29 protein-coding genes and 2 riboswitches are annotated in these 26,029 nt (G+C 37.6%); of the genes, 20 read left to right on the top strand and 9 right to left on the bottom strand.

The features are described 5' to 3' along the window. Window positions 1–2: 2 nt before the first annotated feature. Both ahpF and ahpC read right to left on the bottom strand, forming a co-directional pair. Entirely contained in the window at window positions 3–1,526 is a 1,524-nt protein-coding gene (gene ahpF, locus GZH82_RS13490; protein WP_162682904.1) for an alkyl hydroperoxide reductase subunit F, read from the bottom strand. Window positions 1,527–1,540: 14 nt separating this feature from the next. Continuing rightward, a complete protein-coding gene (ahpC, locus tag GZH82_RS13485; protein ID WP_162682903.1) occupies window positions 1,541–2,110 on the bottom strand; it encodes an alkyl hydroperoxide reductase subunit C in 570 nt (189 codons plus the stop codon). Window positions 2,111–2,661: 551 nt separating this feature from the next. Between ahpC and nfsA the strand changes: the two genes are divergently transcribed. The 5 genes from nfsA to GZH82_RS13460 all read left to right on the top strand — a co-directional run bounded on the left by nfsA (window position 2,662) and on the right by GZH82_RS13460 (window position 7,211). Further along, complete coding sequence (gene nfsA / locus GZH82_RS13480; protein ID WP_162682902.1) at window positions 2,662–3,417, top strand: oxygen-insensitive NADPH nitroreductase; 756 nt, start codon at window positions 2,662–2,664, stop codon at window positions 3,415–3,417. Window positions 3,418–4,010: 593 nt separating this feature from the next. Further along, window positions 4,011–4,232, top strand: a complete 222-nt coding sequence (locus tag GZH82_RS13475) for a lactococcin 972 family bacteriocin (RefSeq protein ID WP_343236261.1) — start codon at window positions 4,011–4,013, stop codon at window positions 4,230–4,232. Between the two features lie 25 nt (window positions 4,233–4,257). After that, entirely contained in the window at window positions 4,258–6,225 is a 1,968-nt protein-coding gene (locus tag GZH82_RS13470; protein ID WP_162682901.1) for a DUF1430 domain-containing protein, read from the top strand. A gap of 3 nt (window positions 6,226–6,228) precedes the next feature. Continuing rightward, a complete protein-coding gene (locus tag GZH82_RS13465; RefSeq protein ID WP_162682900.1) occupies window positions 6,229–6,558 on the top strand; it encodes a YxeA family protein in 330 nt (109 codons plus the stop codon). Further along, on the top strand, window positions 6,555–7,211 hold the full coding sequence (locus GZH82_RS13460) for an ATP-binding cassette domain-containing protein (protein WP_162682899.1): 657 nt from the start codon (window positions 6,555–6,557) through the stop codon (window positions 7,209–7,211). The genes GZH82_RS13465 and GZH82_RS13460 overlap by 4 nt, the downstream gene beginning before the upstream one ends. Before the next feature lie 470 nt (window positions 7,212–7,681). Here the strand turns inward: GZH82_RS13460 and GZH82_RS13455 are convergent, their stop codons facing one another. The 5 genes from GZH82_RS13455 to GZH82_RS13435 all read right to left on the bottom strand — a co-directional run bounded on the left by GZH82_RS13455 (window position 7,682) and on the right by GZH82_RS13435 (window position 12,537). Further along, on the bottom strand, window positions 7,682–9,073 hold the full coding sequence (locus GZH82_RS13455; RefSeq protein ID WP_162682898.1) for an L-cystine transporter: 1,392 nt from the start codon (window positions 9,071–9,073) through the stop codon (window positions 7,682–7,684). A gap of 74 nt (window positions 9,074–9,147) precedes the next feature. Next, window positions 9,148–10,254, bottom strand: coding sequence for a glycine oxidase ThiO (thiO, locus tag GZH82_RS13450; RefSeq protein WP_162682897.1), 1,107 nt, complete (start codon window positions 10,252–10,254; stop codon window positions 9,148–9,150). Window positions 10,255–10,344: 90 nt separating this feature from the next. Continuing rightward, window positions 10,345–10,447, bottom strand: a riboswitch (TPP riboswitch). An 82-nt stretch (window positions 10,448–10,529) separates the two neighbouring features. Further along, complete coding sequence (locus GZH82_RS13445; RefSeq protein ID WP_014614902.1) at window positions 10,530–11,129, bottom strand: hypothetical protein; 600 nt, start codon at window positions 11,127–11,129, stop codon at window positions 10,530–10,532. Between the two features lie 113 nt (window positions 11,130–11,242). Beyond that, complete coding sequence (locus tag GZH82_RS13440) at window positions 11,243–11,917, bottom strand: hypothetical protein (protein WP_162682896.1); 675 nt, start codon at window positions 11,915–11,917, stop codon at window positions 11,243–11,245. Window positions 11,918–12,114: 197 nt separating this feature from the next. After that, complete coding sequence (locus GZH82_RS13435) at window positions 12,115–12,537, bottom strand: general stress protein (RefSeq protein ID WP_162682895.1); 423 nt, start codon at window positions 12,535–12,537, stop codon at window positions 12,115–12,117. 174 nt (window positions 12,538–12,711) lie between these two features. Further along, window positions 12,712–12,814: riboswitch (purine riboswitch) on the top strand. Window positions 12,815–12,999: 185 nt separating this feature from the next. Between GZH82_RS13435 and xpt the strand changes: the two genes are divergently transcribed. The 4 genes from xpt to guaA are packed head-to-tail and all read left to right on the top strand — an operon-like array spanning window position 13,000 to window position 17,917. After that, on the top strand, window positions 13,000–13,584 hold the full coding sequence (gene xpt, locus GZH82_RS13430; protein WP_162682894.1) for a xanthine phosphoribosyltransferase: 585 nt from the start codon (window positions 13,000–13,002) through the stop codon (window positions 13,582–13,584). Continuing rightward, on the top strand, window positions 13,581–14,849 hold the full coding sequence (gene pbuX / locus GZH82_RS13425) for a xanthine permease PbuX (protein ID WP_162682893.1): 1,269 nt from the start codon (window positions 13,581–13,583) through the stop codon (window positions 14,847–14,849). The genes xpt and pbuX overlap by 4 nt, the downstream gene beginning before the upstream one ends. Before the next feature lie 37 nt (window positions 14,850–14,886). Next, a complete protein-coding gene (gene guaB / locus GZH82_RS13420) occupies window positions 14,887–16,353 on the top strand; it encodes an IMP dehydrogenase (protein ID WP_162683078.1) in 1,467 nt (488 codons plus the stop codon). Window positions 16,354–16,375: 22 nt separating this feature from the next. Then, on the top strand, window positions 16,376–17,917 hold the full coding sequence (gene guaA, locus GZH82_RS13415) for a glutamine-hydrolyzing GMP synthase (protein ID WP_162682892.1): 1,542 nt from the start codon (window positions 16,376–16,378) through the stop codon (window positions 17,915–17,917). Window positions 17,918–18,010: 93 nt separating this feature from the next. On the opposite strand, the gene GZH82_RS13410 is transcribed toward guaA, so the two are convergent. After that, a complete protein-coding gene (locus GZH82_RS13410) occupies window positions 18,011–19,147 on the bottom strand; it encodes a site-specific integrase (protein WP_162682891.1) in 1,137 nt (378 codons plus the stop codon). A 100-nt stretch (window positions 19,148–19,247) separates the two neighbouring features. Further along, window positions 19,248–20,021: a helix-turn-helix domain-containing protein gene (locus GZH82_RS13405; RefSeq protein ID WP_238989586.1), complete on the bottom strand. Its 774-nt coding sequence runs from the start codon at window positions 20,019–20,021 to the stop codon at window positions 19,248–19,250. Window positions 20,022–20,088: 67 nt separating this feature from the next. Between GZH82_RS13405 and GZH82_RS13400 the strand changes: the two genes are divergently transcribed. The 11 genes from GZH82_RS13400 (at window position 20,089) to GZH82_RS13355 (ending at window position 25,475) form a co-directional block, all read left to right on the top strand. Beyond that, window positions 20,089–20,289, top strand: coding sequence for a helix-turn-helix transcriptional regulator (locus tag GZH82_RS13400; RefSeq protein WP_162682889.1), 201 nt, complete (start codon window positions 20,089–20,091; stop codon window positions 20,287–20,289). 42 nt (window positions 20,290–20,331) lie between these two features. Further along, window positions 20,332–20,598 carry a DNA-binding protein gene (locus tag GZH82_RS13395; protein WP_162682888.1) on the top strand — a complete coding sequence of 89 codons (267 nt, stop codon included), beginning with the start codon at window positions 20,332–20,334 and terminating at the stop codon, window positions 20,596–20,598. Between the two features lie 74 nt (window positions 20,599–20,672). Then, a complete protein-coding gene (locus GZH82_RS13390) occupies window positions 20,673–20,819 on the top strand; it encodes a hypothetical protein (protein WP_162682887.1) in 147 nt (48 codons plus the stop codon). A gap of 13 nt (window positions 20,820–20,832) precedes the next feature. Next, complete coding sequence (locus GZH82_RS13385) at window positions 20,833–21,180, top strand: pathogenicity island protein (RefSeq protein WP_162682886.1); 348 nt, start codon at window positions 20,833–20,835, stop codon at window positions 21,178–21,180. A gap of 5 nt (window positions 21,181–21,185) precedes the next feature. After that, window positions 21,186–21,500 carry a type II toxin-antitoxin system toxin TscT gene (gene tscT / locus GZH82_RS13380; RefSeq protein WP_162682885.1) on the top strand — a complete coding sequence of 105 codons (315 nt, stop codon included), beginning with the start codon at window positions 21,186–21,188 and terminating at the stop codon, window positions 21,498–21,500. 14 nt (window positions 21,501–21,514) lie between these two features. Next, on the top strand, window positions 21,515–22,387 hold the full coding sequence (locus GZH82_RS13375; RefSeq protein ID WP_162682884.1) for a primase alpha helix C-terminal domain-containing protein: 873 nt from the start codon (window positions 21,515–21,517) through the stop codon (window positions 22,385–22,387). 4 nt (window positions 22,388–22,391) lie between these two features. Then, window positions 22,392–23,489 carry a DUF927 domain-containing protein gene (locus GZH82_RS13370; protein ID WP_238989585.1) on the top strand — a complete coding sequence of 366 codons (1,098 nt, stop codon included), beginning with the start codon at window positions 22,392–22,394 and terminating at the stop codon, window positions 23,487–23,489. 84 nt (window positions 23,490–23,573) lie between these two features. Continuing rightward, complete coding sequence (locus GZH82_RS14390) at window positions 23,574–24,062, top strand: hypothetical protein (protein WP_238989584.1); 489 nt, start codon at window positions 23,574–23,576, stop codon at window positions 24,060–24,062. Between the two features lie 371 nt (window positions 24,063–24,433). After that, the gene (locus GZH82_RS13365; RefSeq protein ID WP_019168684.1) at window positions 24,434–24,778 is read left to right on the top strand and encodes a hypothetical protein; all 345 of its coding nucleotides are present in this window, start codon (window positions 24,434–24,436) and stop codon (window positions 24,776–24,778) included. Between the two features lie 187 nt (window positions 24,779–24,965). Further along, window positions 24,966–25,193 carry a hypothetical protein gene (locus GZH82_RS13360; RefSeq protein WP_203232823.1) on the top strand — a complete coding sequence of 76 codons (228 nt, stop codon included), beginning with the start codon at window positions 24,966–24,968 and terminating at the stop codon, window positions 25,191–25,193. A gap of 48 nt (window positions 25,194–25,241) precedes the next feature. Then, window positions 25,242–25,475: a hypothetical protein gene (locus GZH82_RS13355; RefSeq protein ID WP_203232822.1), complete on the top strand. Its 234-nt coding sequence runs from the start codon at window positions 25,242–25,244 to the stop codon at window positions 25,473–25,475. Window positions 25,476–26,029 lie beyond the last annotated feature (554 nt).

Genomic DNA, 26,029 nt, shown 5'->3' with positions numbered 1-26,029 from the left:
ATTTAGTTACGAATCAAGTAGTCAAATGCAGATAATGCTGCTGTTGCGCCAGATCCCATTGAAATAATAATTTGTTTATAGCGTTGGTCTGTACAGTCACCTGCTGCAAAGACACCAGGAATGTTCGTGTTACCTAAACGGTCCACTTCAATTTCACCCATGCGGTTACGTTGAACAGTATCGCCTAACCATTCTGTATTAGGAGAAAGACCGATTTGCACGAATACACCATTTAAATCAACATGTTTTTCTTGATTTGTTTCGTTACAAGTGTAAGCAATACCACTTACACGGTCGTCACCTTTGATTTCTTGTGTTGCTGCATGTGTGATGACTGTTGTATTCGGTAATGAATTTAAACGCTCTTGTAATACAGAGTCTGCTTTTAATGACTCACCATATTCAAGGACTGTTACACTTTTACAAATACCTGCTAAGTCAATCGCGGCTTCAACACCAGAGTTACCGCCACCGATAACAGCGACATCTTTACCTTCGAATAGAGGGCCGTCACAGTGCGGGCAGTATGCGACACCTTTGTTTGCGAATGTGTCTTCACCCGGTACACCGATTTTCTTCCAACGCGCACCTGTTGCGATAATGAGTGAGCGTGTTTTAAGCACTGCTCCGTTATCTAAAGTCAAATGAACGATATCATCTGTTTTTTCTAATCCTTCTGCACGTACGCCAGTCATAATATCCACATTGTAGTCTTTAATGTGTTCTTCAAGACTTGTCGCAAGTGATGGACCTGTCGTTTTCTTCACGCCAATTAAGTTTTCAATATCAGCTGTGTCATTAACTTGACCGCCAATTCTGTCTGCTACGATACCCGTTTTTAAACCTTTACGAGCAGCATAGATAGCAGAACTTGCACTTGCAGGACCGCCGCCGACTACGAGGACGTCAAATGTTTCTTTGTTTTCAAATTCAGAAGCGTCAGGACCTTGACCTAACGCACTAAGAATGTCTGTGACTGTCATACGGCCGTTACCGAATTGTTCACCATTTAAGAAAATTGCAGGTACCGCCATAATGTCTTCTGCTTCTTTTTTGAAGACTGCACCATCAATCATCGTATGTGTAATATTCGGATTGATGACACTCATTAAGTTTAACGCTTGAACAACATCAGGACATTTTTGACATGTTAAGCTGATAAATGTTTCAAAATGAAGGGGTTCGTTGATAGACTTGATTTGATCAATTACAGATTGTTCTTCTTTTGGTGCACGACCACTCACTTGTAAGAGTGCAAGGACAAAAGAATTGAACTCATGACCAAGAGGGACACCAGCAAATGTAATGCCAGTGTCCTCGTATGGTTTGTTGATACTAAAGCTAGGCGTACGCTTTAATTCAGCTTTTTCTACTGTAATTCGAGATGACATGTCTGAAACTTCATTAACGAGATCGTTCATTTTTTGAGAATGATCGTCATCGCCAGTGCTCACTTTCAGTACAACGTCACTTTCCATCAAATCAAGAAGTTGTGAAAGTTGTTGCTTTAATTCTTGATTTAACATTCAGTATTGCCTCCTTAAATTTTACCTACTAAGTCTAATCCTGGAGTTAAAGTTTCGCTACCTTCTTCCCATTTCGCTGGGCAAACTTCACCTGGATTTTGACGAACGTATTGTGCTGCTTTAATTTTGTGTACAAGTGTGCTTGCGTCACGGCCGATACCGTCTGCATTAATTTCTGCTGCTTGAACAACACCGTCTGGGTCAATGATGAAAGTACCGCGTTGTGCAAGACCTGAAATTTCATCTAATACATCAAATTGACGTGTAATCGCTTGGGAAGGATCACCAATCATTGTATATTGTAATTTGCTGATGGCATCTGAATGATCGTGCCATGCTTTATGTACAAAGTGAGTATCTGTAGAAACAGAGAATACGTTTGTACCTAACTCTTGTAATTTTTCGTAATGATTTTGTACATCTTCTAATTCAGTTGGACATACGAATGAGAAATCTGCAGGGTAGAATACGACAACACTCCAGTTACCTTTTAAATCTTCGTGTGTCACTTCAATAAATTCATCTGTTTTTGCATTGTATGCTTGTGCTGAAAATTCCTCAATTTGTTTACCGATTAATGACATAATCAAAATCCTCCTATTTATATGAATCATTATTATTTGGATTAGAACTTGTTTTTACTTTGTGATAATTCCTTATTAATAATAATTCTAATCTCAAGTAGTATTATGACATGGAACAATCGTTACGTCAAATAAATACAAACGATTTTTATCCACTTTGAAGTTAAACGCTTTCATTATTAATAGCGATTTTGATGTAATAGGTGCAATAAAGGTTAAATACAGTAAAAACACCACCTTTTGATCACAATTCGGTCACATTTGATGATTGATACGCATTATTTTTTTCATTGTAGTAAAGATAACAAAGTAGACGATACATTGGAAATAAAAACGGAAATAAGTTAATTGGTAAAAGATTTGAATATCATTTATATGCTTTCATTCTCAATTAAAACGTAAAATAGAAAACCTTTCAAAGATGTTGTTATATAGAAGCGATGATCGTCTATTTAATGAAGAGTGAGTGTGATGGCTACGTATAATGCAAGAACCATGCGTTATACGGTGCTAAGTGTTACGATTAAGAAAAGAATGTAAGGAGTGTTTTTATGTCAGAATATGTGTATGATTTGGCGAAACGTCACCATTCAGTTCGAAAGTTTAAGCAAACACCGATTGATCGAGATATAATAGAAAAATTAATCGAAGCCGGGCAAATGGCATCGACGTCGAGTTTTTTACAAACGACATCATTTATTGGAGTAGAATCTATTGAAAAGAAAGAAGCGCTCAGGGAAGTATCAGGCCAACCTTATGTCGTTGAAAATGGGTACTTGCTCGTTTACGTGATTGATTACCATCGTCACCAATTGATAAACAAAAAAATGAAAGCGGACATGGAAGCGAGCTTTGAATCGGCTGAAGGGTTATTAGTCGGTACAATTGACGCGGCATTAGCGGCTCAAAATATTGCATTAACGGCTGAAGATATGGGCTATGGTATTGTATATCTTGGTTCGTTACGGAACGATGTCCAACGCGTACGCGAAATTTTAAACTTACCTGAACACGTCTTCCCTTTATTCGGTATGGCGATTGGAGAGCCGGCAGATGACGAAAATGGCGCACCTAAACCACGTCTACCATTATCGCACGTTTTTCACGTGGATACGTACAACGAAGACGACACTGAATTGTCTGAACAAATTGAAGCTTATGATCAAACTGTTTCTCAATATTATCAAGAACGCACACAAGGCAAACGTGATGAAACATGGTCTGATCAAATTGCCGGCTTTATGAGTAGTAAGCAACGATTAGAGATGAATGATTGGTTGCAAATGTCAGGATTTAATAAGAAATAGGGGTGAAAGGGCTAAGATTTTTTTGACAGAGCTAAGTTTGCTGAACTTGCCTGCTTTACTTTTGAGTATGTATGTTAAATTTAAGATTGCCTTAAAGGGTTCGCTTTCCCAGGGGACTTGCCTCAACTAGCCAACGCTTGATCAAACTGATACATCATTGAAGCGTTGGCGGATTTTCGGCTGCGTCTAATCCCTCGGGAGTCTCACCCTTTTTGGCAATCTTATTCCCTCAAAAAAGTAAAAAGAACAAGTTTTTGCAAGTAAGAAAACGTATCGTACCAAAAATAATAAAGCCCTTTAACCTTTGAGTGGTTTTAGTTAAAAAACGTATCTCTTTAATCTAGATAATTGATTAGGGAGATTTTTTGTATAAAATGAGTATTTTTTTGCTCACTTTAGTTACCTATTATAAATTAATTGCAATATATTACCTACTAGTTGTTAAAAGTAATATAATGATGTTGTAAATATAGTTGTTTAAAAATATAATATAGGTATAATTCTATTGAAAAAGAGGAAGCAATTATGAAAAAGAAATTTTTAAGTACACTTGCAACAGGATTATTAGTCGTTTTTATTGTGCAACAAGTTTAGTGAGTGCAGAAAGTATTCATGCAGAAGGTGGAATATGGAACTATGGCGTGGGAAGTAAATACGTATGGTCATATTATAGTCATAATGAAAAGTATCACACTTCCACAGCAATAGGAAGATATAGATCAGAGAGTGGATCTACTAAACCTGGAGTAGAAGCTCAGGCGTCAGCGGAGAAGAGATGGTGGTGGCATAATGAAGCATATTATAGTGTATTATAATTACCAGAATTTTAGGGGGTGAGTCATGAAATGGATGAAACACTTATTAGATGTGTTTACACTCATGCTAATAAGTCTATTTTTAATGGTATTGTTGTATGAAGAAGATAGTGAAATACTTACCGGGAGCCAAGCGGCCATTCAAGTAGAAGGTTGGGATTATCAATATTCGAAAGCAGAAGTTTTTGATCGTTTTGAAAAGGTTGCGAAAGATTTAGATATTGCGATTTTTAAAGTGATCATGGATCATAAAAAGGGGCAAGTTGATAAGGCCATCTATACTTTCAATAAAAAAGCGAATCATCACACAATCACGCCAATGAATACGTCATATAGCTATCAACAGTTAACCCATGATGACTTGATGAAGCGGGATGTACGTGGGGATTATTTCATATTGGATAGTGTCGCAAATCCCCATCAAATCAAAGCAGCTTTAGAAAGTGTTGGGCTTAAAGTAGCTGTTGTTCCGATAAAGCGATGGATGATTTATATCGATGTACTCATTAATCGAGGCGTCCTACTCCCTTTTGTAACATTGCTAATCATATATGTACTTTACCATTTGCATGATCGAAGTAAAAATTTTAAAACCTATGCGACGATGCGTTTACACGGTTACCGTTTTTACAACATATTTTTTCTGAATATTAAGAAAATAGTGGCGAGATGGTTACTTTTAGCGATGGGTGTCAGCCTCTTCTCAATTGGACTGCTGAAATGGTTAGGCTTGGATGGACAACTTCGATATTTTATCAGTCATCTTATCTTAGCGGACATATGGTTTTGGATGATTTTATTCATAAGTTCTTTGCTATCTTATATTTTACTTGTAAACATGAATGTACCATTAATGATTAAAGGCCTTAAACCGTATCGATTATTACACTTTATCAATCATGTATCTAAGTTAAGTATGCTAGTTTTACTTACGCTTCTTGTATTGCCTAACTTTAATCAGTTAAAAAAGTTAGAAAAAATTCAAGAGACAGAAGCATGGTGGGGCAAATTAGACGATTATTATACGGTTGAATTGAAACCAATACGGCGCAGTATAAATGAAAAAAGAGATTTCGCAAAGCGCTTTCATCAAATGATAGTATATAGTGAGCAACATGAACAAGCATTACTGATGCGCCAAAATGTGCTAGCTCAGCCAAGCGAAACGAATTTTGTACCAGAGAATGGGAACGTGCTGTTTGTTAATCAAAACTTTGTAGACTATTTTAAGTCACAATTACAAGATTTACCACGTTTGGAAGATCAAGATGGGCAGGTAGAGTTGTATTTACCTCCTCAGGCAAAAACAAAAGCCTCATCTATACGTGATGATTTTCAAGAATGGGTAGACTTTCAACTTCCAAATTCAGCTACCAATACAAAAGTAAAAGTGACACAGTTGGACAATCCATACCAAATTTACGCCTTTGATGTACGGACAGGTTTGTCTACAGCTTATTTGAAGTCACCCGCAATTATGATGTTAAACGCCACAGATTTAACGGATGATTTCTATTACGCCACTTTATCACAAGGTACTTTTATCTTTAAAAATTATGAAAATATCATTCGTAATATCGACCGTTTTAATTTGAAGGATGACGTGCAAGGTGTAACGAACTATAAAGATAATGTGATTAAAAAGTATCGAGAAGCACAAACACAATGGATTGTATATAGCTTTTCTAGTGGGCTTGCGATATCAGTATTATTCATCGTCACGTTATTAGATGTGTTACATTACTTTGAACAGCATCGCCAATGGTTGCTCATGCGAAAAATGTTTGGCTTTAAGCGTTGGCAAAATTATCAAAAATATGTTGTAGCGAATAGTTTGTTTACTGCTGTTATTGGTGCCGTCTTATTTAATATGACCGAAAATAGCAACGTTATATGGATATTTGCCATTATTTTACTGTTTCAATTCTTCATTCAATGGGTTTACATCCATTATTTAGAAAAACAATTTAATGTATTAATTAGGGAGGTGTAGGTAGTGAAGAAATTTATTTTGGCTGCGTTTGCTATTATTGTAGTGGCAGTGGGGTTATTTTTAGCTTTTGCACGTATTCCCTATGTCGATTATTTTAATCCCTTTCTTAAAAAAGAGACCTCTTATGCAGTAGTGCCATTGAGAACACAAACATATGTGGATATTCAAGCGTATGACGAATCAGGTGAACCTCTTAAATATCGTTTAAATTTCGGGGGATATGACGCCAATTTTGATCATGTTAAAGTGCTTCACAAAGGGACGTACGTTTTTCATATCGATTATATTAAAGATCTTTCGAAATGGCCTAAAAAGGTGAGTGTTAAAGAATGATTGAATTGAAAGATATAACGATACAAAAAGGGAAGCGTAAGATTTTTGACAATGTGAATCTAAAATTCGAGCCGGGCAAGTCGTATGCCTTTGTGGGGCGTAGTGGCTCGGGGAAATCGACTTTGCTGAATACCATTGCAGGTTTTGAAACGTTAAAAAAAGGTGAAGTGCGACTCGACCAAAAACTATTGAAAGCTGATTTTCGTTTTTATCGTGATGTCCTCGGCTATGTATTTCAAAATTATGGTCTTGTTGAATCTATGACGATTAATCAAAACCTCGATATGGCACTGGCTTTTAAAAAAGGTTCTAAATCAGGAAAGAAACAATTAAAGACACATAGTTTGCAAAAAGTGGGTCTTGACATTGAAGGCAAGCGTAAAGTTGCGACATTAAGTGGGGGTGAGCAACAGCGGGTAGCATTAGCGCGTTTATTGCTCAAACAACCGCGCTTGATTTTAGCAGATGAACCGACTGGCTCTTTAGATGACGCGAACGGGCAAAAAGTGGTGGAACTCTTGTTTGAAATGGTAGATGAAAGACGAATGCTCATTATCGCCACTCATGATTTAGCACTTGCCCAACGATGCGACGAGATTATTCAAGTCGATGCACTAAAATGTCACAGCAGCGAATTAGAAACAGTACAATAAATGTAAGTTAAAGAGATAGGGGCATTAATGTTAGCTGGAAAGAAATGGAGTATCACAGCGAACTTGCCTTCTGTCTCTTTGATTATTTTTATATACATATGTGATTGCCTTTATAGACTGTCTACGAAAATTAAGTTTCAGTATGTATGAAATGTGCACTTTAATATAATTTACAATAAAGCAAGCAATTAACGACGAAATCAAAATCAAGTTAAATCACATCGATGTACAAAGTTGCCCTCGTCCTATGACTTTGTAAAGGGAAATTGTCAAGATGGGTGAGACTCCCGAGGAATCAGACGCAGCCGAAAATCCGCCAACGCTTCACTTATGTAACAGTTTGATTAAGCGTTGGCTAGTTGAGGCAAGTCCCCTGGGAAAGCGAATCCATCAAGACAATCCTAGAGCTAATAAATCGTAGGAAGAGAGCAAGTTCATCCGTATATACTGTTTTGTAACTATTGTGTTGCTTAGTGTTGTGCTGTTAGTTCGTCCATATGATTTGAATGGAAAATATCTTCATCGAGTTGTTTTGTCAGTTTGGCAGTACCTGTACCCGCTAAGATAGAGTCATTCACATTAAGTGCTGTACGCCCCATATCGATCAGTGGTTCGACTGAAATTAAGACACCCGCAAGACCGACCGGCAAGTTCAGTGCAGATAATACAAGGATTGAAGCGAATGTTGCACCGCCACCTACTCCTGCTACACCGAATGAACTTAAGACTACAACAACGATTACTGTCACGATAAACTGTAGATTCACTTCAACGCCCGCGACAGGTGCAACCATTATCGCAAGCATGGCAGGGTAAATCCCAGCACAACCATTTTGTCCAATAGATAGCCCAAATGAACCAGAGAAGTTTGCGATAGCTTGAGGCACACCTAAGCGATTCGTTTGCGCTTGAACGTTTAATGGCAATGTACCGGCACTTGAACGTGAAGTGAATGCGAATAAAATCACTTCGGCTGTTTTCTTCACATACTGTACTGGATTGACACCAATGATGGCCAAAATGATTAAGTGAATGATGTACATTGTAATGAGTGCTGCATAAGACGCAATGACGAATTTACCGAGTGTCCAAATCGCAGCAAAATCACTCGTCGCAATCGTGTTAATCATAATCGCTAAAATCCCATAAGGAGTAAGGCGCAAAACAAATGTTACGATAGCCATTACAAGTGCGTAAATGGCATCGATACCGCGTTTTAAAGTTTGACCATTTTCAGGTTGTTTGCGTGCGACACGTAAAAATGCAAAACCTACAAATGCGGCAAAAATCACGACTGCAATAGTAGAAGTTGCACGTGCACCAGTGAAATCTAAAAATGGATTTGATGGTAACAATTCTAAAATTTGTGTTGGTAATGTTGTCGCAGTAAGCTCTTTCGCTTTATCAGCAATTTCGGCGCTACGAGCATTTTCTGCCTGACCTAAGTCAATACTAGAGGCATCTAAATTGAATGCGATTGCATAGATAATACCGATAATCGCTGCAATCGTTACGGTACCAATAAGAAACATGAAGATGAAGCTGCCGACTTTAGCAAACTTTTCTCCAATTTCAATTTTCGTAAATGCTGCGACGATAGAAACAAAAATAAGTGGGATGACAATCATTTGTAGCAATGAAATGTAGCCATTCCCAATTAAGCCGACCCAATCCGTTGTTTGAGACGTGACCGTGCCTTCAACACCATAAACAAGGTGGAGTAGCAAGCCTAATAGGATACCTAGGCCAAGTGCAAAGAACACGCGTTTGGGAAATTTGACGTGCTTTTTAGCCATGACCCATAGGCTTATTAACGCAATAAGAAAAATAATTAAATTAATAATCACTAAAAAAATAGACATAAATACGCTTCCTTTTTAATTCCGACTTCTATAATAGGATAATGGTAAGGAAACATAAAATCAAGATATATTTTTTATATTTGCTTAATTTTAGGTGTAAATGGAGCGAGCTGATGTTGGGCTTCACTATCCTCATCAACGAGTTGTGCCATCAGTTGTCCAGCAATCGGTGACAGTAAAATACCATTACGATAATGCCCTGTCGTCACGAAAAGTTGAGGTGCGATTTTCCCCATAATAGGTATTTCATTCTCTGTAATGGGGCGAATCCCCGTCCAAGTTTTAATGACATGGTGTGACCGTAATGCGGGAATCATGTTCAAACTTTCGTGCTCAAGCCACGCAAGGTTGTCGTCATTGTTTTCAGTGTCCCAACAATCATAATCGGATGTTGCGCCTATTAAGAAGCGATTCGGCAGTTTTGGGACGATGTAACAACCGTTCATATTAAAAATCGTTTCTTTTAAGCCGTCGTAATCAGACGCAATCAATTTGACGTCACCTTTAACAGGATGCGTTGGTAATTCGAAACCTAATTGTTGAAGCAATGCGCCACTCCATGCGCCAGCTGCAATAATGAGCTCGTCAGCTTCGAATATGCCTTTTGACGTCTCAACACGGTATCGATGATGATGGCGCTGCAACGCGTGAACCTCCGTATGGGTCATCAATTCGATATGGGAACGTTGCATGACCGAAGCAATGAGCGCTTGTGTGTAGAGATTCGCATTAATTTGGCCGTCGTCTTGAATTTTGAACGCGGCACTTTGTGATGGATTGAGATGGGGGAACCGTTGTGTTAATTGTTGCGTCGACAGTTGGGTGACGGTGTGGTCATGATGGTGTAAAAATTCGAACTGTTGACGGACTGCTTGGACATCTTGGGGTTGAGAAGCGACTTTGATGAGTCCATGCTGTTGATATTCGATATGAATCCCCGTTTCGCGCTCCAGGGTTTGAGCTAATTCAGGCATCATCGCACGGCTTTTCATTGCAAGTCGATAAAGTGGGGTATCTTCAAAAAATTCATTTTGTGCGCCTAACATACCACCTGCAGCATAAGATGCGTTCATTCGTGGGGTGGAGCGATCAATGATACGGATATGACGATGTTTGGAATCGAGTTGGCGTGCAATAGACAATCCCATGACACCTGCACCAATAATTATCGTTTGTTTCATAAAAAAAGACCTCCTGCATAAAAGGATGCAAGAGGAAAGCGTATATGATTGAAATAATGTGACTACTCACCATTCATCTTGAGACTATTTCGTCGTCATATTGCGCTTCCCTTCGTTGGTTCTAACCACGTCAGGTTCAAAGAGTTAAGATACCATCTTTCTCAGCTCACCTCGAGCACCCCTAGCTTATGTTTTTTTGTTGATCATTCATTAGTATTACTTAAACGGACGTTAAATCGAAACTTTTACAATTCTTAGCCTATCATCAATGTTGCTTAGCCACCAAATAAACGTTGGAAGAACCCTTTTTTCTCATTGCGGTGAATCGTTTCCGCAAGCTCTTGATGCTCTTTCGTTTGGGTTTCAATCGTTTCTTGCGTTTTTGACAGTTGCTCAGTTTGTTGCTGTTGTGCAGTAGTCAAAGCTTCAAGCGACTTGTTGCTCGTTTCCAACTGTGTATGTAACTGTTGATGTAATGCTTTAAGTTCTTCTTGTTGTTGATGCACTTGTGAGACCATTTGACCTAACATTTGACGTTCTTCACGCATTTGATTGATTTCGTGGCGCAACTCTTGAATCAATTGTGGCACTTGTTGGTCAGCAGGTAATTGTTGATCGTTTTCTTTAACGATGACCTGTAAAAAGTCTTTTTCTTTTTCGAGCGCTTCGAAAGCAAGATCGTAACTATTCGTTTGTGCGACACGTTCAGCAATTTCTTGGAAGAGTTCGATATCTTCTTCTTTAAAGTCTGTCGCTTCACGTCCACGATATTCAGTCTTGTTTAAATGATAGCCGCGTTCTTCAAGATGTTGGACGATTTTACGGACTTGTTTTTCACTAAGCTCAGATCGTTGAGCAAATTCTTTTGTTAGCATATGCCATTAGGTCCTTTCCCTCATGTTTTTAGACTGTCGGTAGTGTGCGTTCAGTGACCCGTCAGTCTTACCTCTTTACCATTGTAACGGCTTTAACGGTTGATTTCAAGGGTTTAGGCATAAGGTTCTTTGCGCAAATCCATTTTAACGAGTAATGGATAAATCACATGTCTTGGAATACGGTTCGCAAAAACATATTTAATAATATAGGCAGATTTAATACTCGTACCGTAAATATCTTTCGTTAGAGGAATATTCGCTTTAATATACAACGCCATAGGTACTGGTTTGCCATTGCGATCTAATGAAGGTTGTAAATAAGCAATATCGTTTTGTTTTTCATAACCTTGTTGCAATAAAAAGCGACGACGGAATGCAATTTTATCAGCCGTTTCAGTGTCCACGTTGGGTGATTCAAATGTCGACTCGAACATGAAGAAATTCACATCTCGGCCATGGAGTTGATTAGAAATTTGATTCACATCTTTTTCGATTTGTTCAAGTATCGCTTTAAGGTACTGCTCACAATTGTCACCGGGCTGACTCAAGAGATAGACTAAAAAACCCACATTCGTCGTTGCTTCGTAATGCGCTGTCGCAAAACTTACGACCTCATCGTTTTCTATACCTACGAGAAATACGAAATCATATTGTGTTTTTTCGGTTTTTAAGGATTGTTCAAATACAGACTCGTCTTCTGTTACGAGGGGGTCTAGTTTATCCATATAAAATTCTAATGCTGGGACATACCATGGATCTTGGGTTGATTGAATATGTACAAAATGCATGTCACTTCACCTCTCTTAATGGCTATAGTATAGCATATATAGAGCGAGAAATAGCACAATTAATGGGGGAGATACGAAGCACAATCTATAGAAATAAATACTTCACCCAAGACCTAATCCTTTCAATACAATGACGTGTACGAAAGTTAAATTAAATCTTGGGTGAAGTAGTAAGGACTATAGATACACATGAATGATTACTCAATATCGCCGTAATGTTCAGATGGTGCATGTTTATCTTGCAGTTTTTGGTTCGCAGCATTATGTTTTTCATATTCATCTTGACCATATTTCAGTTCTTGAACCATAACCACAATTTTGTTATTTAAAATGTCTTGTTTAAGATCTTCTTTTTGTTCGTTAGAGAAACCAAATTTTGTTAACGCAGCTTCTTCGCCATCCTCGCCAATGAAAAAGTGCATGAATTTCTCACTAATCGTACCAGTTGTTGTTTTATGTTGAATTTGAGAATCATGAAAGCGATCTGTGTTAAGTTTATCTTTGCTTAATACGACGATTTGATTTTCCTTAACGCCCTCTTTTAACAATTGATCTACATATTGAACTGCTTCATCTTCAGTTCGTTTCACTTCGCATTTTGAGATTTTATAAAGTGTCATGCTATGAACCTCCCGCTCAAGTTTTCTATTTATCTACCCGTATTCTCAACGTGTTAAACGATTACATTATTATTATGGCCTTTACAAAGCGAATAAGCAAGAATTTACATAAATTTCTGAAAACACTTGATTTAGTACGATAGTATTGCGTAAGTACCTTAAATTTGCTATCATCATGTAATAATTTATCACGCTCATATAATCTGAAGAATATGGCTTTAGAAGTTTCTACCATGTTGCCTTAAACGACATGACTATGAGTAATGGGACATCTATGTAATATGTAACGCGCTGTATCAATGCCTGTATATGTACGGTATCTATATTCTCCGCGCATCACTACGATAGGTCTTTAGATGTGACATAGTGCCACTTTACAATTGTATGACTCTTACTCGTATACCTAAAACGCTATTCTTTAGTTTTGGGTTTTTTTGATATCTTTTTCGAGGAGGAATTGGAGTGGACGCATTGAGAAGAAAGGTCATTGAAGATGGCGTCGTGATTGATGAAAAGATTCTTAAAGTTGACGGATTTTTAAACCACCAGATTGATGCAGCTTTAATGTATGATATTGGTCAAACCTTTTACGAACAATTTGTGGATCAAGGTGTAACAAAAATCCTGACTATTGAGGCATCGGGTATTGCACCCGCAATCATGGCGGCTTATCGTTTTGATGTACCTTGTCTATTTGCTAAAAAAGCGAAACCGAGCACGTTAAATGCTGGTTATTACCAAACAGATGTGCACTCGTTTACTAAAAACAAAACGAACACAGTCATCGTTTCGGAAGAGTTTTTGTCTGCTGATGACAAAGTATTAATTATTGATGACTTTTTAGCAAATGGTGAAGCAGTATTAGGATTACATCGCTTAGTTGAACAAGCTGGCGCAACAACTGTCGGTGTAGGTATTTTAGTAGAGAAAAGTTTTCAACAAGGTCGCTCACGTATAGAAGAGGCAGGCTTAACGGTGTCATCATTATGCCAAGTCGCTTCATTAACAGGCAACAAAGTGACATTAGTAGGAGATACAGAATCATGAAGCGATTTTTATTAAGTTTACAACATTTACTCGCGATGTATGCAGGTGCCATTCTCGTCCCTATAATAGTAGGAACAAGTTTGAACTTTACTCCTGAACAAATTGCGTACTTAGTGACAGTGGATATTTTCATGTGTGGGGTTGCGACGTTCCTTCAAGTTTATCGCGGCATCGGTATTGGCTTGCCAGTTGTTTTAGGATGTACTTTTACAGCAGTTGCCCCTATGATTTTAATCGGCCAAACGAAAGGCATCGATGTGTTATATGGTTCGCTCTTTTTATCAGGGCTATTGGTCATTGTCATCGCACCGTTTTTCGCATCATTAGTTAAACTGTTCCCGCCAGTCGTTACGGGGAGTGTCGTGACAATCATTGGGATTACATTAATGCCCGTTGCAATGAATTATATGGCAGGGGGGCAAGGCGCTAAAGATTATGGTGATCCGAAACATATTTTACTCGGTTTTGCGACACTCGTGATTATTTTAGTGTTACAACGTTTTGCAAAAGGATTTTTAAAGTCGATTGCGATTTTACTCGGCTTAGCATTCGGTACGATTTTGGCGAGTGTGTTTGGTCTCGTTGATGTCGCACAAGTCGGTCAGGCGAACTGGTTTGAATTACCGAAGCCATTCAGATTCACAGGTTTTTCCTTTGATGTCGGTGCAACGATCGTCTTTTTCATCGTCGCATTAGTCAGTTTAATCGAATCTACAGGTGTTTATCACGCCTTGAGTAAGATTACAGGAAAGCAACTCGAGCGTAAAGATTTCAGAAAAGGTTATATGGCTGAAGGGATTGCGATTACATTAGGTTCAATTTTTAATGCCTTTCCTTATACGGCTTATTCTCAAAATGTAGGTTTAGTGTCATTATCTGGTGTTAAAAAGAACGACGTCATTTACGGTATGGTCATTTTACTTGTGATTTGTGGCTGTATTCCGAAACTTGGCGCACTAGCGAACATTATTCCATTATCTGTACTCGGTGGCGCAATGCTTGCAATGTTTGGTATGGTGATGGCATATGGTGTACGTATTCTGATTGATATTAATTTTAAAAACCAAAACAACTTATTGATTATCGCGATTTCAGTTGGCTTGGGCGCAGGAATTACAGCAGTGCCAGAAGCTTTCAAAGGTCTTGGAGATCAATTCGCATGGTTTACACAAAACGGTATTGTGTTAGGTACGGTTTCAGCAATTATTTTGAATTTATTTTTTAATGGTATAAACTATCAACAAAGCAAAGAAAATGTGAAATAATAATAGGTATAAAATTGAATGGAGGCTGTCAATAATGATGTGGGAAAACAAGTTTGTAAAAGAAGCACTCACTTTTGATGATGTACTTTTAATCCCAGCAGAATCAAATGTGTTACCGAAAGAAGTCGACTTAAGCATAGAGTTATCAGACAAAATCAAGTTAAACATCCCTGTGATTTCAGCGGGAATGGACACAGTTACAGAGTCTAAAATGGCGATTGCAATGGCAAGACAAGGTGGTTTAGGTGTGATTCATAAAAATATGAGCATCGAACACCAAGCAGACGAAGTACAAAAAGTTAAACGTTCAGAAAATGGTGTTATCACAGATCCGTTCTTCCTTACACCAGAAGAAAGTGTTTATGAAGCAGAAGCATTAATGGGCAAATACCGTATTTCAGGTGTGCCTATCGTCGACGATAAAACATCACGTAAACTTGTTGGTATCCTAACAAACCGTGACTTGAGATTTATTGAAGACTTTTCAATTAAAATTTCTGATGTCATGACACGAGAAGATTTAGTCACAGCTCCAGTTGGTACAACATTACAAGAAGCGGAAGAAATTTTACAAGCACACAAAATTGAAAAATTACCGCTTGTTGAAGATGGTGTATTACAAGGATTAATCACAATTAAAGACATTGAAAAAGTACACGAATACCCATACTCAGCAAAAGATGCACACGGTCGTTTACTTGTAGCTGCAGCGATTGGTATTGCGAAAGACACTGACATCCGTGCACAAAAATTAGTGGAAGCGGGTGTGGATGCATTAGTCATCGATACAGCACACGGACATTCACAAGGCGTGATCAATCAAGTAAAAGCGATTAAAGAAAAATACCCTGAAATTACAGTTGTTGCGGGTAACGTAGCGACAGCAGCAGGTACAAAAGCGTTGTTTGAAGCAGGCGCAGACGTTGTTAAAGTGGGTATCGGACCAGGTTCAATCTGTACAACACGTGTCGTTGCAGGTGTAGGAGTGCCTCAAATTACAGCGATTTATGATTGTGCGACAGAAGCACGCAATCACGGTAAAACAATCATTGCAGACGGTGGTATTAAATTCTCAGGCGATATCGTGAAAGCATTAGCAGCAGGTGGCCATGCAGTCATGTTAGGTAGCTTGCTTGCAGGTACAGAAGAAAGCCCAGGTATGGTTGAAATGTTCCAAGGCCGTCAATATAAAGTTTATCGTGGTATGGGTTCATTAGGTGCAATGGAAAGTGGTTCAAACGACCGTTATTTCCAAGAAGATAAAACACCTAAAAAATACGTACCAGAAGGTGTAGAAGGCCGTATCGACTACAAAGGACCATTAGCTGATACAATTTATCAACTTATCGGTGGTGTGAAGAGTGGTATGGGTTACACAGGCTCAGCGAACTTGAAAGCATTACGCGATGAAGCGCAATTTACAAAAATGAGTGCAGCAGGTTTAGCAGAAAGTCACCCACATGATGTTCAAATTACTAAAGAATCACCGAACTACTCATTCTAATTGATAAAGGAGTACACAGAGTATGGAAATGGCAAAAGAACAAGAGCTGATTCTTGTCCTCGATTTTGGTAGTCAATACAACCAATTAATTACACGTCGTATTCGTGAAATGGGCGTATACAGCGAATTACATGACCATGAGATTTCAATTGAAGAAATTAAAAAGATGAACCCAAAAGGTATCATTTTATCAGGTGGTCCAAACTCAGTATATGCAGATGATGCGTTTACGATTGACCCTGAGATTTACAACTTAGGCGTACCGGTATTAGGCATTTGTTATGGTATGCAACTGACAACTAAAATATTAGGCGGTAGAGTGGAACGTGCGAACCAACGTGAATACGGTAAAGCAATCATCAACGCCAAGTCAGACGAACTATTTTTCGGCTTACCAGAAGAGCAAACGGTTTGGATGAGCCACTCAGATAAAGTCATCGAAATTCCAGAAGGCTTCGAAGTCATTGCAGACAGCCCAAGCACACAATACGCTGCAATTGAAGATAAAAAACGCCGTATCTATGGCGTACAATTCCACCCAGAAGTCCGTCACACAGAGTATGGGAATGACATTTTACGTAACTTCGTGCGCCGCGTTTGTGAATGTACAGGCGAATGGACAATGGAAAACTTTATCGATATCGAAATCGAAAAAATCCGTGAAAAAGTCGGCGATCGTCGTGTCCTTTGTGCCATGAGCGGTGGTGTGGATTCATCAGTTGTAGCCGTATTATTACACAAAGCGATTGGTGACCAATTGACATGTATCTTTGTAGACCACGGTTTATTACGTAAAGGTGAAGGCGACATGGTAATGGAACAGTTCGCGGAAGGTTTCAACATGAACATCATCCGTGTGAACGCCAAAGACCGTTTCATGTCTAAATTAGAAGGCGTTTCAGATCCAGAGAAGAAACGTAAAATTATCGGTAACGAATTTGTTTATGTATTCGACGACGAAGCATCAAAATTAAAAGGTGTCGATTTCTTAGCACAAGGGACACTTTATACAGATGTGATTGAATCAGGTACAAAAACAGCGCAAACTATTAAATCGCACCATAACGTAGGCGGCTTACCTGAAGATATGGAATTCGAATTAATTGAACCTATCAACACATTATTTAAAGATGAAGTCCGTGCATTAGGTATCGAACTTGGTATCCCAGAACATTTAGTATGGAGACAACCTTTCCCAGGACCAGGATTAGGTATCCGTGTTTTAGGTGAAATTACAGAAGACAAATTGGAAATCGTTCGTGAATCAGATGCCATCTTACGTGAAGTGATTCGTGAAGAAGGCTTAGAACGCGAAATTTGGCAATACTTCACAGTGTTACCAGACATCCGTTCAGTCGGCGTGATGGGTGACTACCGTACGTATGATTACACAGTCGGCATCCGTGCAGTGACATCTATCGACGGTATGACAAGTGACTTTGCCCGCATCGATTGGGAAGTCTTACAAAAAATCTCAACACGTATCGTCAATGAAGTCGATCACGTGAACAGAGTCGTGTATGACATCACATCTAAGCCACCAAGTACAGTAGAGTGGGAATAATGATGTAGTACCAATAACAGGCTAGAAATACCGTTGTGATGCGGTTTCTAGCCTTTTTTATTTTGCGTTGAATACGTTTTGAATACGTTAATGCTAAAAATTGATATAATTTGCGAACTTTTCAGCCACTTGGTCGCGTTGTTTTTCGGTCACGTGAGCATAAATATCCATAGTGGTTTTAATATCGCCATGTCCCAAACGGTCTTGAACTTCTTGGATAGATAACCCCGCTTCAAATAAAAGTGAACAATGAGTATGTCTAAAACCATGAACTTTAATACGTTTGAAATGATGCCTATTACACACAGCACTTAATACTTTATTAGTGTGTTCGGGATATAGTGGCTTATTATTAGTCACATCAGTAAATACAGGCTGGTGTTTATCTGATGTATTATGTCCGTATTTAAGCGATTCAACACGCTGGTGTGTTCTCCATGCTTTTAATATAGCGGTTGTCTTTTCGTCTATACTAATTGTTCTAAGTGATGACTTGGTTTTAGGCTCTTGTATAACAAGTTTATAGTTCAAGCCTCTTGCATAAGTTTTGTTAATAGTGATTGTTTGCTTATTAAAATCTATGTCATTCCATGTTAACGCCATTAATTCACCACGTCTAAAACCCGTAAATGCTAATGTACGGAACATTGCATAATATAAAGGGTCATCTTCAACAAAAGTTAAAAACTGCTTCAATTCATCACTTGAATAATACTTCATAGATGCATCTTGTTTCGTTTCTTTCTTTCGTGGTGCTTTCGTATATTTAAAAGGATTATCAGCGATGATTTTAAGGTTGACAGCGTAATTTAATACGTTAGACGCATATATACGAATTGCTTTCATATCAGAATATTGCTTATTCCATTTATTGATAACTTTTTGACAGTACGGCACAGTGATTTTTTTTACTGGGATATCTTTAAAATGTTCTAGTATAGCAGTATCAAATAGGGTTAACACACGCTGATATGTGCTTTCTCTTACAGTATTTTCGTACTGTTCAAGCCACAGTTTATAAACTTCTTCAAACGTTGTTATATCGTTGTTTAAAAAGCCGTTTTGACTCACCTCTGTTTGAAGTCTTGCCTCAGCAATCTTTGCATCTCTTTCAGTCTTGAAGCCCCGTCTCGTTGTCCGCTTCTGTTTACCTGTAATAGGGTCGGTACCTAAGTAAGCCGCAAACATATAGGCTGTCGTACCGTCTTTCTTTTTGTATTTCTTAATCATGTAGATCAATCCTTTCATCATGCCCGCATGCGTGAGATTGGATTGACACGCCGTTACGGAATGGCTACCGCTTGGCGTGATGATTAATAGTGTTAAACAATTATTCATTGGTAATGATATCTTTAGTCTCTATTCTTTCTTTTAACTTATCAATTTCTTTAAATAATTGTTGGTACTCATGGCGGTTAATAAACTCAGCAATTGTCTTCTCAGATTCGTCATCTTTATATACCACTTTTTTAAAAGAAACTTCTTTTATCATTTCTTTCATTGCTTCTAACTGTAAAATTAAATTTTTATAGTATGAAATCGATGAATCTAATGAAATTTGTATTAATAAATCATAAATGTACTCAGTTAAATATAATTGGACATGTAATTTATTGAAATCCTCATTTAACAACACGAATACTCCATGATGGTAAAATTCTAGATTGTCATTGGACATTAGTTTATACAATTTATTGATAAGTTCATCAAAATCACTAATTTGTTCTTCTAGTAATAATTCTGTTAAAGCAAATACTTTTGAAGCGTTTTTATAGTTGAATTTAGAGCGATTTAAATAATTAAGGAAGAATTTTTCTAACTGTTGGTGGATTAATTTTTCTATTTTAGGTGTCTTAATATGCTTTTTTATATCTTCGTAAGTAATATTATCTCCGTACAGTAGTGTGTTTATAGTTATGTTGCCTAAGTCGGCTATTGCTTTTATTCTTTTCTTATTAGGTAATTGTTTCCCATTTTCCCAATTGGAAATAACTCCAGATTTAACTGGAGATTTTTTATCTATATTTTTTCCAAATTCTGTCATTGATAAACCTAAATCAATACGGATTTGATGGATTCTTTTCCCAATATCTTGCTTATTCAAAAATATCACCTCGAAGCAATTATATAATATCGAGTTATGTTTTACTATGTTTTTAGGAGGTGGTAACATGAATAAAATTGCGGGATATAGAAAAATGCTAGGTATGTCTCAAGAAAAAATGGCTAAAGAATTTGGAATTTCAGCACAAGCATTTCGTATGAAAGAAAAAGGAAAAGTTAATTTTAATAAGTCTGAAATGTTAAAATTTAGAAATTTACTTCGTGAAAATTTGTTTCCATCAATTACTATTGATGAAATATTTTTTTAACGTCCATGCTATGAATTGCTATGTTTATTGGAGGGTTGATTAATGTATGAAAATTCACTACTAAGCAATGAAGCCAGTCAGCACCTTGTAACTGAGATTGTGAGGATTGTAGAAGCGCTGGCATTAGAGAGGGCAAGACAGAATCAAAAGCGGTATCTTAATCAATCGGAAGTGATGAAAGAATACCGTTGTACCCATAAGGACATTACCAATTGGGAGAAAGCAGGACTCAAAAAGTTTAGGAAAGGTAAAAGCTGGATTTATGATAGACGAGACATTGAACAGGTATTGGATAGCTTGAAACAATAGTAAATTAACAGCGCCCGCATGCGTGAGAGAGTCAAACAGTACTATGTTTTTAGGCTTTAAAAGGTGGTGAGACCATGAGAGTAAAACGTATTGCACTAATGTTTTTATCGGCATATTTCTTATTTACCACATTTGATTTTCATATAGCAGGAACATTGTATATGTTTAGTGCCATTGTCGTGGTATTAGAAGCGGAATACAAAGCAGTAGCACATAAGTAAGGAGTGAATATAAATGGAATTGAGTCAGAGAAAGCATTTATATAAAGTGGTCAAAGTAATGGAAAAGGCTATTGTTGTGAAAAGTACTACAAGTTTTTATGAGCAGGCACTCAAGATGATTCATAAAGAGCTATTCAAAATTGTGTCCTATTTAAAGTTTGACAGTGAAGAATACGGAATCATTAATGAAGTGGTGCAGACACTAGATGATGTTATGAACGAAACGAAAGACATATACCATTACAACATTATAGATGACAAAGGTGAGCACAAGCACACAACAGACCGCAAAGGTCATATCATTGGAATACTGGAATGGGCATTGGATTACATTGTAGGAAATATTGAAGTGGAGGAATAATAAGAATGAACTTAAGATTAAATGATTTATTTTGTGAAATTGAAGTGATTAAAGAAAAACTGGAGGACTTGAAAACCACGCATGGTTGGTTTATTGCAGACACCTTTTCATATACCCAGTTAAACACAATGGAAGAAGTAAATAGTTACGGGAGGGCATACGATGAATACCGTATTCATTGTGAACAATTAGGTGATTTGATGCATATGTACATTAAAGAGCTTAATAAGAAGATCGATCAGTACCACGAAATAGAAAAAGCGTCATCAGCGAAGTTTGGCGACAGAACTGATAACGCAGAAATAAGCAATAATCTTTAGAAAGGATTATCTATATGAATTATATCAAATATGAGATAAAAAACGATACTGAAAAGATGAAAGTACAATATTATAGGAATCTAAGCGCAGATAGTTTTGAAACAGAATATCAGTATTGTTGGAGTGAGTTCCTTAATTGGTTGAGTGTGAAGCGGATTGACCCTAATAACAAATATGCAAGGGGGTTAATGTTATGCGGTGAAGTAAAGACAGGTGAAAATGATAACGTCATTAAGCGTCGTAACAATGACAATGTGGTCAACAGAAACATGCTAGTGATTGATTATGATGATTTAGACAGTTCAATTGATTTTATCAAAGTGATTTATGAGCGTATCGGTAAATTATCTTACTGTATTTATTCAACGTATAACCACACACACGAGAAGCCACGTTATCGGCTCGTTATACCACTTTCAAAGCCGTTAGATAGTAAGTGCTATAAAGACGCAATCGCGCTATTTGGTGAGCATATAGGGCTTAAATACGATGAATCTTCAAAGGTTGTTTCACAAGTACAAGCGTTACCAGTCGTTAAGAATAAAGATAGTAAGTTTATCTTTAAGGTAAACGACGCCAGCATATTTGATACAGATGAATTGTTGAAGAAAGTTGACATTTACAAAGAGGTACAGGGGGAACCCGCTTCACCATTCAGGAAAAGAGACCCGTCACATTGGCAATCTATCGCAATGGGTGTGGCTGCAGGTGAACGTAATATCGTACTTACACAGCTCATTGGGTATTTGTTACGCCGATATGTCGACCCTAGTCTTGTATATGGGTTGGCGTATGGTTGGGCTAAGCAATGCACACCACCGATAGAAGATAAAGAGATTACAAAAACTTTCAATAGCATTTATAAAAAACACAATAGAAAGGAGTGATTGAATGGCTGATTTTCCCGCTGAGGTGATAGAAACAATCAATACAACAACAACACATGATACTATACCCCAAAATTTTCTGATTGGAAGTAACGGGTGGTTGTATAAGGAAGTCGAGAAAGGTAAGGGAGATAATGCAAAAGTGATACCGGTGTTAATCACTTCAACAACGCCATACATTACCAAGAAATATAAAGACATTGAAACGGGTGAATTCACATATCAACTCAAGTTCAATAGTGCTGAAAAAGAAAACAAGCATACAGTATTGGCACGTGATTTAGCAGACGCTACACACATTATTAATTTGGCTGACAGGGGTTTTGATGTGAACACGACTAACCGCGTGGATTTAGTTAATTATATCAGCATGTATATGCGACTTAATCCATTGCCGATAACAAGAATTGTCACACGTTTAGGTCATGTAGACCGATACTTTATTCACCCTTTAATTAAAGATGTTGAGCTGGCTATTTATGAACAAGGGTACAAGAATATCGCAAAGGAATTTAAAACAAAAGGTACGCTACAAGATTATGCGCAAAATGTATTTTCTATCGTTTCAAACTCATACCCAGCCATGATGTTATTGTATGCGTCTTGTGGGTCAATACTACTGCATGATTTTGATGTTGAACCTTTCATCGTTGACTTAAGTGGAGCAAGCTCACGAGGTAAAACAACAGCATTAAAGGTCGCCAGCAGTGTGTGGGGAACATCTAACCTTATCGGGGAATGGAATACTACAAGGGTGAGTATAGAACGTAAGTCCGCTTTTTTGAACAGTTTTCCATTGTTATTAGATGATTCAAGAAAAGCAAACCCGTACATGTTACCCGATGTGATTTATCAATTTAGTGGTGGTCGTGAAAAAGGTCGTGGCAATAAATCGAGTATTGAAGTTGAACGCACATGGCAAAATATCATGATTTCAACAGGAGAGACGTCGTTGGCCGATAATGGAAAAGAAAAGGCTGGCATTGGTGCAAGGATTATCACATTGCAAGATAATCCATTCAATAGTGATGTGTCTTTTATTGACTTATATAAAGGCATAAACAGCCAGTACGGAACGTTAGGAATAGCATTCATGGAATAATACCGTGCAAAAAAAGAGGTTTACTATCGTTCGTTTAAAAGCCATGAGAAGCGCCTCATTGAGAAAGCGGGAGACAATGAGATTATGGCACGTATCGGACGTAATTTTGCTTTATTACAGGTTGCTGGTGAAATCATTAACGACATTGAGGGTTTTGAACACGACCCCTATGTCACAATAGACCAAGCATATAACAGCATGCTAGAGACCAACAGAAATGTTGATAAGCCTAAACAGTTGTTGGAGGAACTCTTACAGTATTTAGACGCTAACAGAAACAGCATTGAGGGTGAGGGCTACCATGACGTAAGTTCAGGTGATGTTAAGGTTATATATAAACGTGATTTCTTATTGATAATGGGTGAAACATTAAAGCAATTTTTAGGTCACGAACTTCATAGCATTACAAAACAATGGGATGAACGTGGCTACCTAGTCACTGATAAAGAGAAGTTGACCAAAAGAGTAGGCCATAAAGGTAAAAAGCCACGAGGGTACGCAATCAGACATTCAATTGTCAATGATATTGGATTAGATTTTTACCAATACTATTCAGAATATAACGGAATATAGTTCCCTAAGTTCCCTATCGGTTCCCTGTAAATTTTAATAATAGGGAACCATACAAATACAGTCATATCAATGGTTTTAGGCTATTAGTTCCCTAAGTTCCCTATAATTTATAAACATATACCTATACAGAAAGTTACACATTTACTATATAGCTTTTATATATATATATATATATGCTCGAAAAAAAACAGGGAACTTGGGGAACCATTTGGGTAAATCTATTGGGAGAGTAAGAGCGAAGCGGTTCCACTTTTATAAAATATGGTGGAACAATAGGGGAACCGATGTGGAACCACTCACATAAATATGCGATAAAAACGTGAGGCTTTATGTTACAAAACTATCAAATATTAAAACAAGGAAGTGACAAAATGGGAGAAATAACAGAAAAGGTGCAAGAATTACCAGATGAACACCGCCAAGTACTCAATGTGATAATTAATGCACCGAACAAATATATTACTAAAGAAAAAATGCTTAATCAATTAGGATATGAAAAGACTTCAAGTAATGAACGTTGGATACGTCGCATTATAAGTGAATTGTCGACAATTTACGCTTATCCGATTGGTTGCAACTATTCATCTGACCGTAGAGGGTACTACATGATTACGACGCAGGAGGAAAAAGCGCAGGCAATCAAAAGTTTAACCAGATTGATCGAGGGCAGTATAAGACGGCGTGAAGCGGTTGAAAAACTAGTGATAAAAAAATAGTGGCGTTTTGTTCTTCGCTTCTCCCCCCCGTCCTAAAGTTTTGGTATTAAAACGGCGCGGGGAACCGGTGGAGAGGAGTCTACTCCGCAGATTTTTTGAGAAAAAGATACATTAGGGGGTCTAACTATGTGAATATGTCAAAAGTGTACTTTATAAGCGCAATAATGAAAATGGTGATATGGTGAGGTTGAAAAGAATCAATAAAACGCTTATTTATCGTGTGGCCAAAATAACAGAATGGCAGATACTCACAGACTTTAACCCCTTTTATGTACGTAATAAAATAGATAATATTAACGCTTATATAGAATCGATGTATCATTTGAATACGTCTATTGTATCTTACGATGTTGTGTATGGTATTCAACCCGCTTCATACCCTATCGATAAGCTAGCAGAATATATCGTAGAATAAAAAGAGGCAATGAAGCGGTACAAGAAAAAGAACAGTGTGATGATTGCAATGCTTAATAAAGTGATTGCCACATACAGTCTTGAAGATAGAAAGCAAATTATTAAATATATGCGCACAGGAAGCAAATACAAAGCGTGTGGTGCGATTCAGAGGTTACAGGAAGATTTGTACCCGATTTATTATAAATGGCGTGTAGCGTACCAGAATAAGCGAAATTTGAAACGATTGGAAGATAGACGAACACGTGCCAGTAGGATTAAGGAATATAGTCATAAAGGTTAATAAGTGTATTGAAATAATTCGAGTGTGTAGCGGTATGTATTAAGCGACACGATCATTAAGATGTTACAAGTGTATTTATAGATACGCCTGTTCTAGTCAAACTATAAGTGTATGTATGCTCTTTCCATATTGTACGGTTAGGGCTTTTTTTATTTGATTGACTTGAATCAGAGGATATTAACTTATACGGTTATACATTGTGGTGATACGTATGAGCTGACAGAACGAATCGTTACATCAGGTCAATAATAAGCTAGGTAAAGGAGTCGGTAAAATACAGATACCACCGCTCATAATATTTATGATTTAGTTGAGTGCACGCACATTATTGCAAATAAAACACTGCATTAATCGGAAACAGATAAGCACAATTCTGTACCTACTCAAAAATGAGTATTACCAGCTTCATGCTACTACAAAATACTACATATCTGTCAGGGATTCATAAACGCTCGTATAAGCACGATAATAAAAAAGGATAAATACCGTTAATTTTTATTTAGACGCCTAAAATGAACGTAATTTGAATGAATATGACAGGTTTGGAACAAATG

Source organism: Staphylococcus sp. MI 10-1553 (genome assembly GCF_010365305.1).
Taxonomy (GTDB): domain Bacteria; phylum Bacillota; class Bacilli; order Staphylococcales; family Staphylococcaceae; genus Staphylococcus.
This window is presented reverse-complemented; position numbering and strand designations above follow the sequence as displayed.

What these genes read in the sequence shown, in the direction of transcription:
- ahpF (WP_162682904.1), bottom strand. Translation starts at nt 1,526, where the DNA reads ATGTTAAATCAAGAATTAAAGCAACAACTTTCACAACTTCTTGATTTG.
- ahpC (WP_162682903.1), bottom strand. Translation starts at nt 2,110, where the DNA reads ATGTCATTAATCGGTAAACAAATTGAGGAATTTTCAGCACAAGCATAC.
- nfsA (WP_162682902.1), top strand. Translation starts at nt 2,662, where the DNA reads ATGTCAGAATATGTGTATGATTTGGCGAAACGTCACCATTCAGTTCGA.
- GZH82_RS13470 (WP_162682901.1), top strand. Translation starts at nt 4,258, where the DNA reads ATGAAATGGATGAAACACTTATTAGATGTGTTTACACTCATGCTAATA.
- GZH82_RS13460 (WP_162682899.1), top strand. Translation starts at nt 6,555, where the DNA reads ATGATTGAATTGAAAGATATAACGATACAAAAAGGGAAGCGTAAGATT.
- GZH82_RS13455 (WP_162682898.1), bottom strand. Translation starts at nt 9,073, where the DNA reads ATGTCTATTTTTTTAGTGATTATTAATTTAATTATTTTTCTTATTGCG.
- thiO (WP_162682897.1), bottom strand. Translation starts at nt 10,254, where the DNA reads ATGAAACAAACGATAATTATTGGTGCAGGTGTCATGGGATTGTCTATT.
- GZH82_RS13445 (WP_014614902.1), bottom strand. Translation starts at nt 11,129, where the DNA reads ATGCTAACAAAAGAATTTGCTCAACGATCTGAGCTTAGTGAAAAACAA.
- GZH82_RS13440 (WP_162682896.1), bottom strand. Translation starts at nt 11,917, where the DNA reads ATGCATTTTGTACATATTCAATCAACCCAAGATCCATGGTATGTCCCA.
- GZH82_RS13435 (WP_162682895.1), bottom strand. Translation starts at nt 12,537, where the DNA reads ATGACACTTTATAAAATCTCAAAATGCGAAGTGAAACGAACTGAAGAT.
- pbuX (WP_162682893.1), top strand. Translation starts at nt 13,581, where the DNA reads ATGAAGCGATTTTTATTAAGTTTACAACATTTACTCGCGATGTATGCA.
- guaB (WP_162683078.1), top strand. Translation starts at nt 14,887, where the DNA reads ATGTGGGAAAACAAGTTTGTAAAAGAAGCACTCACTTTTGATGATGTA.
- guaA (WP_162682892.1), top strand. Translation starts at nt 16,376, where the DNA reads ATGGAAATGGCAAAAGAACAAGAGCTGATTCTTGTCCTCGATTTTGGT.
- GZH82_RS13410 (WP_162682891.1), bottom strand. Translation starts at nt 19,147, where the DNA reads ATGATTAAGAAATACAAAAAGAAAGACGGTACGACAGCCTATATGTTT.
- GZH82_RS13400 (WP_162682889.1), top strand. Translation starts at nt 20,089, where the DNA reads ATGAATAAAATTGCGGGATATAGAAAAATGCTAGGTATGTCTCAAGAA.
- GZH82_RS13395 (WP_162682888.1), top strand. Translation starts at nt 20,332, where the DNA reads ATGTATGAAAATTCACTACTAAGCAATGAAGCCAGTCAGCACCTTGTA.
- GZH82_RS13390 (WP_162682887.1), top strand. Translation starts at nt 20,673, where the DNA reads ATGAGAGTAAAACGTATTGCACTAATGTTTTTATCGGCATATTTCTTA.
- GZH82_RS13385 (WP_162682886.1), top strand. Translation starts at nt 20,833, where the DNA reads ATGGAATTGAGTCAGAGAAAGCATTTATATAAAGTGGTCAAAGTAATG.
- tscT (WP_162682885.1), top strand. Translation starts at nt 21,186, where the DNA reads ATGAACTTAAGATTAAATGATTTATTTTGTGAAATTGAAGTGATTAAA.
- GZH82_RS13375 (WP_162682884.1), top strand. Translation starts at nt 21,515, where the DNA reads ATGAATTATATCAAATATGAGATAAAAAACGATACTGAAAAGATGAAA.
- GZH82_RS13370 (WP_238989585.1), top strand. Translation starts at nt 22,392, where the DNA reads ATGGCTGATTTTCCCGCTGAGGTGATAGAAACAATCAATACAACAACA.
- GZH82_RS14390 (WP_238989584.1), top strand. Translation starts at nt 23,574, where the DNA reads ATGGCACGTATCGGACGTAATTTTGCTTTATTACAGGTTGCTGGTGAA.
- GZH82_RS13365 (WP_019168684.1), top strand. Translation starts at nt 24,434, where the DNA reads ATGGGAGAAATAACAGAAAAGGTGCAAGAATTACCAGATGAACACCGC.
- GZH82_RS13355 (WP_203232822.1), top strand. Translation starts at nt 25,242, where the DNA reads ATGCTTAATAAAGTGATTGCCACATACAGTCTTGAAGATAGAAAGCAA.